The sequence below is a fragment of the Pseudarthrobacter sp. C4D7 genome (genome assembly GCF_013359725.1).
In the GTDB taxonomy this organism is placed as follows: domain Bacteria; phylum Actinomycetota; class Actinomycetes; order Actinomycetales; family Micrococcaceae; genus Arthrobacter.
In genome coordinates, this window is the sequence record NZ_JABFMW010000042.1 from 21640 (window position 1) to 31946 (window position 10307).

At 66.7% G+C, this 10307-nt stretch carries 10 protein-coding genes and 1 pseudogene; 5 read left to right on the plus strand and 6 right to left on the minus strand.

The annotated features are described in order from the left end of the window. Positions 1-140: 140 nt before the first annotated feature. Genes HNO81_RS18985 through HNO81_RS19000 form a run of 4 tightly spaced genes read left to right on the plus strand, consistent with a single transcriptional unit; the run spans position 141 to position 3629 of the window. Complete coding sequence (locus HNO81_RS18985) at positions 141-1151, plus strand: tripartite tricarboxylate transporter substrate binding protein (RefSeq protein WP_175319651.1); 1011 nt, start codon at positions 141-143, stop codon at positions 1149-1151. Beyond that, the gene (locus HNO81_RS18990) at positions 1148-1651 is read left to right on the plus strand and encodes a tripartite tricarboxylate transporter TctB family protein (protein WP_175319652.1); all 504 of its coding nucleotides are present in this window, start codon (positions 1148-1150) and stop codon (positions 1649-1651) included. The genes HNO81_RS18985 and HNO81_RS18990 overlap by 4 nt, the downstream gene beginning before the upstream one ends. Beyond that, entirely contained in the window at positions 1651-3240 is a 1590-nt protein-coding gene (locus tag HNO81_RS18995) for a tripartite tricarboxylate transporter permease (RefSeq protein ID WP_254703586.1), read from the plus strand. The genes HNO81_RS18990 and HNO81_RS18995 overlap by 1 nt, the downstream gene beginning before the upstream one ends. Further along, positions 3237-3629 (plus strand): universal stress protein, encoded by a 393-nt coding sequence (locus HNO81_RS19000; protein WP_175319653.1) that lies wholly within the window; start codon positions 3237-3239, stop codon positions 3627-3629. Before HNO81_RS18995 ends, HNO81_RS19000 begins: the two co-directional genes overlap by 4 nt. Here the strand turns inward: HNO81_RS19000 and HNO81_RS19005 are convergent. Further along, positions 3626-4507, minus strand: coding sequence for a fumarylacetoacetate hydrolase family protein (locus HNO81_RS19005; RefSeq protein WP_175319654.1), 882 nt, complete (start codon positions 4505-4507; stop codon positions 3626-3628). The genes HNO81_RS19000 and HNO81_RS19005 overlap by 4 nt on opposite strands. A gap of 202 nt (positions 4508-4709) precedes the next feature. Between HNO81_RS19005 and HNO81_RS19010 the strand changes: the two genes are divergently transcribed. Then, entirely contained in the window at positions 4710-4967 is a 258-nt protein-coding gene (locus tag HNO81_RS19010; protein WP_175319655.1) for a hypothetical protein, read from the plus strand. Positions 4968-5043: 76 nt separating this feature from the next. Here HNO81_RS19010 and HNO81_RS19015 read toward each other — a convergent pair whose 3' ends face one another. The 5 genes and pseudogenes from HNO81_RS19015 to HNO81_RS20230 form a co-directional block, all read right to left on the minus strand. Then, on the minus strand, positions 5044-5289 hold the full coding sequence (locus HNO81_RS19015) for a hypothetical protein (protein ID WP_175319656.1): 246 nt from the start codon (positions 5287-5289) through the stop codon (positions 5044-5046). A gap of 162 nt (positions 5290-5451) precedes the next feature. Next, complete coding sequence (hutH, locus tag HNO81_RS19020; protein ID WP_175319657.1) at positions 5452-7044, minus strand: histidine ammonia-lyase; 1593 nt, start codon at positions 7042-7044, stop codon at positions 5452-5454. A gap of 163 nt (positions 7045-7207) precedes the next feature. After that, entirely contained in the window at positions 7208-8908 is a 1701-nt protein-coding gene (gene hutU, locus HNO81_RS19025; RefSeq protein WP_175319658.1) for a urocanate hydratase, read from the minus strand. A 197-nt stretch (positions 8909-9105) separates the two neighbouring features. Continuing rightward, positions 9106-9963 carry an IclR family transcriptional regulator gene (locus HNO81_RS19030; RefSeq protein WP_217509613.1) on the minus strand — a complete coding sequence of 286 codons (858 nt, stop codon included), beginning with the start codon at positions 9961-9963 and terminating at the stop codon, positions 9106-9108. Positions 9964-10121: 158 nt separating this feature from the next. After that, positions 10122-10307, minus strand: a pseudogene (locus HNO81_RS20230) (endonuclease); the annotation flags it as partial.

Here is a 10307-nt window from a genome sequence, read left to right on the forward strand (position 1 = left end):
GTGAACGCAATGAACACAACTTTTTCTGCGTACACAAGAGTGATCGCCGTCACGGCCGCCCCTAGCATCGAAACCACAAGGCATCGGAGCCACAAACTAGCCGATGCTGGCCAGATTTTGTTTTGAGAGAAGAGGAACACATGCGCCAGATCCGCGCATTGCGCGTTGCCGCCGTTGCTGCCGGCATCGCCCTGATGGCCACCGGCTGCGGTGCCACCGGCAAGAGCTCCACCGGTTCGGAAAGCTCCGGCGCTGCCGCCGGACCCATCACCGGCCTGCAGATCATGGTCCCCAACTCCCCGGGCGGCGGCTATGACACCACCGCGCGCGCCGCCGCCAAGGTTCTGGACGACGCGAAGATCTCCACCAACACCGAAGTTTTCAACCTGGCAGGCGCAGGCGGAACTGTGGGCCTGGCCCGCATTGTCAACGAAAAGGGCAACGGCGACCTGGCCATGCTCATGGGACTGGGCGTGGTGGGTGCCAGCTACACCAACAAGTCTGAATCCAAACTGACCGAGACGACTCCGCTGGCCCGCCTCATCGAAGAACCCGGCGCCATCATGGTCGGCAAGGATTCTCCGTACAAGACCATCGATGACCTGGTAAAGGCCTGGAAAGCCGATCCCGGCTCCATCGCCGTCGGCGGCGGCTCGTCCCCCGGCGGCCCGGACCACCTGCTGCCCATGCAGCTCGCCGGTGCCGTCGGCATCGACGCCACCAAGGTCAACTACGTTGCCTACGACGGCGGCGGCGACCTGCTGCCCGCCATCCTCGGCAACAAGCTGGGCTTCGCCGCCTCCGGTGCCGGTGAGTACCTGAAGCAGATCGAGTCCGGCGAAGTCCGCGTGCTGGCCACCAGCGGCGACAAGCGCTTGGAAGGCGTGGGCGCACCCACGTTGAAGGAATCCAACATCGACCTCGTCTTCACCAACTGGCGCGGCGTCGTGGCCCCTCCCGGGATCAGCGACCAGGACAAGGCCTCCCTGATCGCCGCGCTGGAAAAGATGCACGGCACGGACGGCTGGAAAGAAGCGCTGAAGACCCACAGCTGGACCGATGCCTTCCTCACCGGCGACCAGTTCAAGACCTTCCTTACCGAGCAGGACAAGCGGGTGGCCGACGTCCTCACCAAGCTTGGGCTGGCGTGACATCGCTGACCACAGGCCTTAAAGGCCGCTCCGAGCTGGGAGTCGCACTCCTGCTCGGGGCGGCCGGCGTCGTCGTCTTCCTGGACGCCAACGGCCTGGTAACCCCGTATTCGAAGTCGGACCCGGTCGGGCCAAAAACTGTTCCGTTCATCGTTGCCGGCATGCTGGTGGTCTGCGCGGTCCTGCTGGCCATCAACGTACTGCGTGGCGGCAAAGGCGAGGCGGAGGGCGGCGAGGACGTGGACCTCACCCACCCCGCGGACTGGAAGACGGTCCTGCCCCTGGCGGGAGCATTCGTCCTGAACATCCTGCTCGTTGACTGGGCCGGCTGGGTCATTTCCGGGACCGTACTGTTCTGGGGGAGCGTCCTGGCCCTCGGCAGCCGCCACTTCGTCCGGGACGGGCTGATCTCCGTGGCACTGTCCTTACTGACCTTCTACGGCTTCTACCTCGGCCTGGGCATTGCGCTGCCGGCCGGCCTCCTGGAAGGAATCCTCTAATGGACGTCTGGTCCTCCCTGATGGACGGTTTCGCCACCGCCCTCACCCCCATGAATTTCCTCTACGCCGTGATCGGCGTCATCCTGGGCACCGCCGTCGGCGTCCTCCCCGGCCTGGGCCCGGCCATGACCGTTGCCTTGCTGCTTCCCGTCACCTACGCCCTGGAGCCCACAAGCGCCTTCATCATGTTTGCCGGCATTTACTACGGCGGCATGTACGGCGGCTCCACCACCTCCATCCTCCTGAACACGCCCGGCGAATCGTCCTCGGTGGTCACGGCTATCGAAGGCAACAAGATGGCCAAGGCCGGCCGTGCGGCACAGGCGCTTGCGACGGCGGCCATCGGCTCGTTCGTCGCCGGCACCATCGGCACGGCCCTGCTGGCCGTCTGCGCACCGATCGTGGTGAAGTTCGCCGTCAGCCTCGGCGCACCCAGCTACTTCGCCATCATGGTCCTGGCCCTCCTGGCCGTTACCGCCGTACTGGGTTCTTCCCGGCTGCGTGGGTTCGCCTCCCTGGGCCTCGGCCTGGCCATCGGCCTGGTGGGTATGGACTCCGTCACCGGCCAGCGCCGCCTGACGTTTGGCCAGCCGCTCCTGGCGGACGGCCTGGACATCGTGGTGGTTGCCGTAGCCATCTTCGCCGTGGGCGAGGCCCTCTGGGTGGCCGCACACCTGCGCCGCACGCCCCTGCACGCCATCCCGGTGGGCCAGCCGTGGATGGGCAAGTCCGACTGGAAGCGGTCCTGGAAGCCGTGGCTGCGCGGTACCGCCTTCGGTTTCCCGTTCGGCGCCCTGCCGGCCGGTGGTGCGGAGATCCCCACGTTCCTCTCCTATGTGACGGAAAAACGCCTCAGCAAGCACCCTGAAGAGTTCGGCAAAGGTGCCATCGAAGGCGTGGCCGGTCCGGAAGCAGCCAACAACGCTGCCGCCGCCGGTACCCTGACCCCCATGCTGGCACTCGGCCTGCCCACCAACGCCACCGCAGCCGTGATGCTGGCCGCCTTCACCTCGTACGGCATCCAGCCGGGTCCGCAGCTCTTCTCCAGCCAGGGCCCGCTGGTGTGGGCGCTGATCGCCAGCCTCTTCATCGGCAACTTCCTGCTTCTGATCATCAACCTGCCGCTGGCGCCCCTTTGGGCCAAGCTGCTGCAGCTGCCCCGCCCGTACCTGTACGCCGGCATCCTGTTCTTCGCCACGCTGGGCGCCTACTCGGTCAACCTGCAGGCGTTCGACCTGGTCCTCCTGTTGGTCCTCGGCGCGCTCGGGTTCATGATGCGCCGCTTCGGGCTTCCCGTGCTGCCGCTGGTCCTGGGCGTGATCCTGGGTCCGCGCATCGAAGGGCAGCTCCGGAAGACCCTGCAGCTGAGCGCGGGCGACCCGGCGGGACTGCTGGGTGAGCCGATCGCCGTCGGCGTCTATGTCATCATTGCCCTCATCCTGGCGTGGCCCTTTGCCTACAAGCTGTTCCGCCGCAACCGTCCCGCCACAGCTCCTGCCGGCGGGGCCGCAGGCCTTGCCACGGACACCGATGATACGGTCCACTCGAACCACCATGCCGTCTATTCCGACCATAAGGAGCAACCATGACCGTCGTTGTGGGATATGTCCCGACCCCCGAGGGCGAAGCTGCCCTCACGCAGGCCATTACCGAGGCGCGGAAGAACAACACCACGCTGGTGCTGATCAACTCCTCCAAGGGCGAGGCAACCGTGGACAACCGTTTCGCCCAGGAAGGCGACATCCACGACATTGAGCAGCGGCTGGCCAGCCAGGGCATCCAGTACCTGGTCAAGCGGCCCGTCCGCGGCCATGACGCCGCCGCCGAAGTCCTGGATGCCGCCGAGGAACACCACGCCGACCTGATCGTGATCGGCCTGCGCCGCCGCACCCCGGTGGGCAAGCTGATCATGGGCAGCACATCACAGCGCATCCTGCTGGAAGCGGACTGCCCGGTCCTGGCGGTAAAGGCGGGCTAGACCGCAGTGGCCGCCGGCGTCCGGTACAGCTCCTGGCGCTGGCGGCCCAGCCCCTCCACCTCTACTTCCACCACGTCACCGGGCTGGAGGTAGGGGAAACGGCCGCTTAAGGCCACGCCCTGCGGCGTTCCGGTCAGGATCACGTCTCCGGGCTCCAGCCGCATGTACTGGCTGCAGTGGTGGACGAGGGTAGGCGCGTCGAAAATCAGCTCCGCCGACGTCGAATCCTGCCGGGGCTCACCGTTCACCCAGCTGCGCAGCCGCAGGTTGCCGCCGTCGATCTCTTTGACCGGCACCAGCCACGGGCCCAGGGGCGTTGACCCGGGAAGGGACTTGCCCTTGGTCCATTGGCCCGCCGCTCCCGGCAGCTGGTACTCCCGCTCGGAAAAATCGTTGGCCGTGACGTAGCCGGCAATGCTCGCTTCCGCTTCCTTCGTGGATCCCAGGTAGCTGGCCTCCCTGCCAATGACAATGCCCAGTTCCACTTCCCAGTCGTATTGCGTGGAGCGGGGCGGCAGCGGGGCGGGGTCGAACGGACCGGTGACCGTGTTGCTGGGCTTGAGGAAAACCACGGGAATGGTGGGCGGTTCTGCGCCCGACTCGGCTGCGTGGGCGGCATAGTTCATGCCAATGCCCACCACGGAACCGGGCCGGGCCACGGGTGACCCCACCCGGAGTGCTGCGGCACCTTCAAGGACCGGCAGCTCTCCCGCCTCGAGGGCTTTCCGGGCCTTCGCCAGGCCGCCGGAGGCCAGGAAAGCCCCGTCTACATCAGCGGTCAGGGGCAGCAGGCTGAAGTACCGCGGGTCACCGTCCGCCGAGTGGACCAGGACGGCAGGCTGTTCGGTGCCTTTTTCGCCCAGGCGCATGATTTTCATACCGGATTCTCCTCTGGTTGTGTCGACGGGTTCCAGGCCCTTCGGCCCCACGTCCATGGTCCGCGATTTCGCTCCGGCGCCGGGAACGGAACGATTTATGACCGCTGCCGGGACTTCGAAAAGGACAGTCATCTGACATATAACGGAGGCGATCGGTAGAATATTGGAGCCATCCTGGCATGAAACACAGAAAGTTCATTACATGACTACAGCCACCCTGGAGCGCATCCCCGCCCCCCGGACCGCAGAAGGATCCACCCCGCGGTCCATCAGCCTGGAGTTTTCCAGCGCCAGCGAAGTCCACGCAGGACTGGAAGAGGCCGTGACCGAACTGATCGGCGTCGCAGCACAGGAGGCCGCCTGCGGAATCCTGGTCACGAAGCTGCACCCGGGACGCTACACCGTAGCCCTGGATGAATCAGTACCGTTCGGCGAAACCTACGAGTCAATCGCCGCCTGACCACAACGCAAAAATCCCCGCACGCCGTTCGGAGTGCGGGGATTTTTACGTTGCGGACTGCTGCTTGGCCGGAATCCTAGCCGCGGCGGACCTCCACGCCGTCGGACTTAAGGAACAGCTGCTTCTCCGCGGGACCTGACGGACCCACCGGAACCAGCCAGAGGACGTTGCCGCTCTGCGACACCTCTTCCACCTCCCCGGCTGCCACCACATGCGCATGCTTGACGATCTCGACGCGGTCCCCGGCCTGGAGGGTCTTCCAGTTGGATACCGCAGCGGAGTGGGCATTGCGCCTGGACAGGACTGCCCCACGTGCTTTCATTTGAACTTCTACCCCTTTGTATCGTTCTACCGCCACAGCTTCGTTGATGTGACTTTCACTACACCTTCAGTTCTACTACACTCCCGGCGCCACGGCGTGCCGTGGCGCCGGATATTCCGCCCTTCGGACAGAAGCGGTGCGGGCGCTGAAGATTCTTCGGCGTCAGGCGAGTGGCCCGACGGCGGATTCCGCCGCCCGAAGCACCTCACCTGTTGCAACCAGGCGGTCAGCCGCTTCCAGTTCAGGAGACAGGAAGCGGTCGGTCCCCGGCCCTTCCACCACGTCGCGGAGGGCTGCCACAACGGCAGTGCCGGCCGGCCCCGGGGTCAGCACGCCGCCGGAGAGCTGCGTGCGCATATCCAGGGCCCGGGCCGAGGTCACCAGTTCGATGGCCAGGACACGGCGGAGGTTCTCCACGGCCTTGCGCAGCTTCCGCGCCGCGTGCCAGCCCATGGAGACGTGGTCCTCCTGCATGGCGGAGCTCGGAATGGAGTCCACGGATGCCGGGACGGCCAGCCGCTTGTTGTCCGAGACCAGCCCGGCCTGGGTGTACTGGGCGATCATCAGGCCCGAGTCCACGCCGGGATCCGCTGCCAGGAATGCCGGCAGGCCGTGCGAGCGCGCCGGGTCCAGCATGCGGTCGGTGCGGCGTTCGGCGATCGAGCTGAGGTCCGCGACGGCGATGGCCAGGTAGTCCAGGACATAGGCCACGGGAGCGCCGTGGAAGTTGCCGTTGGAGCTGACGCGGCCATCGGGAAGCACCACCGGGTTGTCGATGGCGGCGGCCAGTTCACGGGTGGCCACCAGCTCGGCGTGATCCACGGTGTCGCGGACGGCGCCGGCCACCTGCGGGGCGCAGCGCAGCGAGTAGGCGTCCTGGACCCTGGAATCCCCCACCTTGTGGGAGGCCACGATGGGCGAATTCGAGAGCACGCGCAGCATGTTGTCCGCGCTTGCTGCCTGGCCCGGGTGCGGGCGCAGCGCGGCGTGCAGTTCGGGCAGGAACACCTGGTCCGTGCCGAGCAGCGCCTCGACGCTCAGCGCGGCGGTGATATCGGCCGTGGCCAGCAGCTGCCGGAGGTCAGCGATGGCCATGAGGAGCATGCCCAGCATGCCCTCGGTGCCGTTGACCAGCGCCAGCCCTTCCTTTTCGGCGAGGGTAACCGGCTCGATGCCGTGCTCCGCAAGCAGCTCGGCGACGGGCCGCTCTCCCCGCCCGCCGTACGTGACGCCGTCGGGCCCTGCCGCTTCACCCTCGCCCATCAGGACCAGGGCGCAGTGCGACAGCGGCGCCAGGTCACCGGAGCAGCCCAGCGAACCGAACTCGCGGACCACCGGGGTGATCCCTGCGTTGAGGACGTCCACCATGGTCTGCAGGACTACGGGGCGGACGCCGGTCCGGCCGGAGGCGAGCGTCTTGGCGCGCAGGAACATGATGCCGCGCACCACCTCGCGTTCCACGGCGGGACCCATGCCGGCCGCGTGGCTGCGGATCAGGGATTTCTGCAGCTGGGTGCGCAACTCGTTAGGGATGTGCCGGTTGGCCAGGGCGCCGAAGCCGGTGGAAATGCCATAGGCCGGGGTGTCGCTGGAGGCCAGGCTGTCGATATGGGCGCGGACCTTGGCCACGGTTTCCAGGGCTTCCGGAGCGATGGTGACCTTGGCATCGTGGCGCGCGACGGCGAGCACGTCCTGGGGCGTGACGCCCACGGACCCGAGGGTAACGGTAAGCGGTTCATGGGTGGTGATGGTCATGGAAGTTCCTTGTGTTTTTCCATCGATTGCTCCGCAGATGCCGTTTTAGGGGCTCAAAACGGCGGTTACGGAGCAATCGATGCGGGGTTTGGCCTGGTGGGCGGACGTCGGTTATTGGTTCGCTGGGGCCACGCGGACAGGGTCCCTGGCCGAGCTTGCGAGGTTAGGAGTCCGTGGGGAGCATCGGGATGCGGACGCCGCGTTCCTTGGCGACATCGAGGGCCCGCTCGTAGCCGGCGTCTGCGTGGCGGATGACGCCCATGCCGGGGTCGTTGGTGAGGAGGCGTTCGAGCTTCTGCGCGGCGAGGTCCGTGCCGTCAGCGACTGAAACCTGGCCGGCGTGGATGGAACGGCCGATGCCGACGCCGCCGCCGTGGTGCAGGGACACCCAGGTGGCACCGGAGGCGGTGTTGAGGAGGGCGTTCAGCATGGGCCAGTCGGCGATGGCATCCGAGCCGTCTGCCATGGCTTCGGTTTCACGGTAAGGCGATGCGACGGAGCCGGAGTCCAGGTGGTCGCGGCCGATCACGATGGGGGCCTTGACCTTGCCTTCCTTGACGAGCTGGTTGAACAGCAGGCCGGCCTTGGCGCGTTCGCCGTAGCCCAGCCAGCAGATGCGGGCGGGCAGGCCTTCGAATTCCACCCGGTCCTGGGCCGCGTCGATCCAGCGGTGCAGGTGCTTGTTTTCCGGGAAGAGTTCCTTTATGGCTTCATCGGTGACGCGGATGTCCTCGGGGTCGCCGGAGAGGGCCACCCAGCGGAACGGGCCCAGGCCTTCGCAGAACAACGGCCGGATGTAGGCCGGAACGAAGCCCGGGAACTCGAAGGCCCGGGTGTAGCCGCCCTTGCGGGCCTCGTCGCGGATGGAGTTGCCGTAGTCGAAGACCTCGGCGCCGGCATCCTGGAATTCGACCATGGCCTGCACGTGCCGTGCCATGGAGGCCTGGGCCTTCTTGGTGAAGCCTTCCGGATCCGCGTCAGCCTCGCGGTGCCACTCGTCCACCGTGATGCCCTCAGGCAGGTAGGACAGCGGATCGTGTGCCGAGGTTTGGTCGGTGACGATGTCCACGGTCAGTTCGCCCGCCTTGTGGCGGCGCAGGATTTCGGGGAAAACCTCAGCGGCGTTGCCCACGTAGCCCACGGACCAGCCGCGGCGCTCTTCCTTGGCCTTGAGCACCTTGGCGATGGCGGCGTCGAGGTCGGTTTCCACCTCGTCCAGGTAGCGCTTGCCGGCGCGGCGGCGCAGGCGGGACTCGTCGACGTCGACAATCAGGCAGGCGCCGTCGTTCAGGGTGACGGCGAGCGGCTGTGCGCCGCCCATGCCGCCGCAGCCGCCGGTGAGGGTCAAGGTGCCGGCGAGGGTGCCGTTCTCGTCGCCGGTGAGCTTCCGTGCGATCGCGGCAAAGGTCTCGAACGTGCCCTGCAGGATGCCCTGGGTGCCGATGTAGATCCAGGATCCTGCGGTCATCTGGCCGTACATCATCAGGCCTTCAGCCTCGAGCCGGCGGAATTCGGGCCAGGTGGCCCAGTCCCCCACGAGGTTGGAGTTGGCGAGCAGGACGCGCGGCGCCCATTCGTTGGTGCGGAACACCCCGACGGGCTTGCCGGACTGGACCAGGAGGGTTTCGTCCTTTTCCATGGTTTCCAGGGTGCGGGTGATGGCATCGAAAGCGGCCCAGGAGCGGACGGCGCGGCCGGTGCCGCCGTAGACCACAAGATCGTCCGGGCGCTCGGCGACTTCGGGGTCCAGGTTGTTCATCAGCATGCGCAGCGGCGCTTCGGTCTGCCAGGACTTGGCGGTGAGCTCGGTGCCGCGGGCTGCTTTGACCGGGCGGGCACCGGTGGTGAAATCGGCGGGTGCCATGATGGGCTCCTTCTGGGGGTCTGTGATGGGTGGTGTCTGTGGTGCGGCGTTTGTTGGTGAAAGAAGTTCTGTATCCACTAAAGCCGTTTGGGGAAGGGCTTCACAGGGCTTTTGGATGGGTGCTGTCCGGAATACCAGACGTGCTCACGCGCTGGCGCCGAGGGCGCACACTGGCCAGGCTATTGGTTGGCGAGCGGCTACTTCGTGGGGCGTCCGTGGATCCGGACCGAGAGCTCGTCCGCCACTTTCTGGACCCGGGCAGCCAGCGCCGGCCACTGCTCCGGGGCCAGCTTGTCTTCCAGGAACGTCACCGCCACGGCGGCTGTGGGCCAGCCCAGATGATCGGTGACAGCGGCTGCAATGGAGCCGAAGCCGGGGGTCACTTCCCCATGCTCGGTGGCGTATCCGCGCTGCCTTACCTGGTCCAGATGCGACGAGAGTGCCGAGTACTTCATGATGCCCCCCTCCACCTCGTGCCGCGCGCTGAAGGCCGCGGCATTGGGGTACAGCGCACGGACCTGCGATTTGGGCAGGGCGGCAAGGATGGCCCGGCCGCTGGCGGTCAGGTGGCTGGGAAGCCGGACGCCGACGTCGGTCACCAGGGAGGGGCGGTTCTTGGCCCGTTCCTCCACGATGTACAGCACGTCCCGGCCATGCAGGACGGCAAGGTGCGCACTCTCGCCAATAGCGTCCACCAGGCCGGCGAGCAGCGGCCGGCCCAGCCGGGACAACGGCTCCTGCCGGGAGTAGGCGGAGCTGAGCTCGAACGCGCTGATGCCCAGCCCATAGCGCTGCTCCTCGTGGAGGTGGAGGACAAAGCCGTTCGCCTCCATCACCCCCAGCAGGTGGTACACACTGGAGCGGGGCAGCTCCAGGCTGGAGGCGATCTGCGACGCCGCCATCGGCCCGCGCCTGGAAGCCAGCAGTTTGAGGATGCGCAGGGTGTTTTCCGCGGCTGGAACCTTGGACGATGCCTTTGCGGACACCCGGGGAGCCTGGGCTTCGGCGTTTGATGTTGCGGAGCCCGGTGTTGCGGCCCTTAGTGCAGTGCTCATGGAGTGGAAGTGTCTTTCTGGCTAGCTCTGTCCGGTATCCCGTACTCAAGCTTGCACCCTCCAGCGCCGTTGCTGCAGGGCCAACTGAACGCCAGGTGTCCGAGATACCAGACATGCCACTCCGGCAGCAGAACGGAACCCCGCTGGCAGCCGGGACGTTAGGCGTGGGCGCGCAGGAACCGCTCCAGGGCGTCCTCCCAGGGCGACCCGCTGTGGTGAACGATGTCGGTTCCTCCCGCCGTCAGTCCCTCCGGCCATTGGGGTGGTTCCCAGTCCTGGTATTCGCTCGGGTAGTGCCGGCCGGTGGGTGAGGTCCAGCCGGGTGGTTCGTTCTTGGTGGCCGG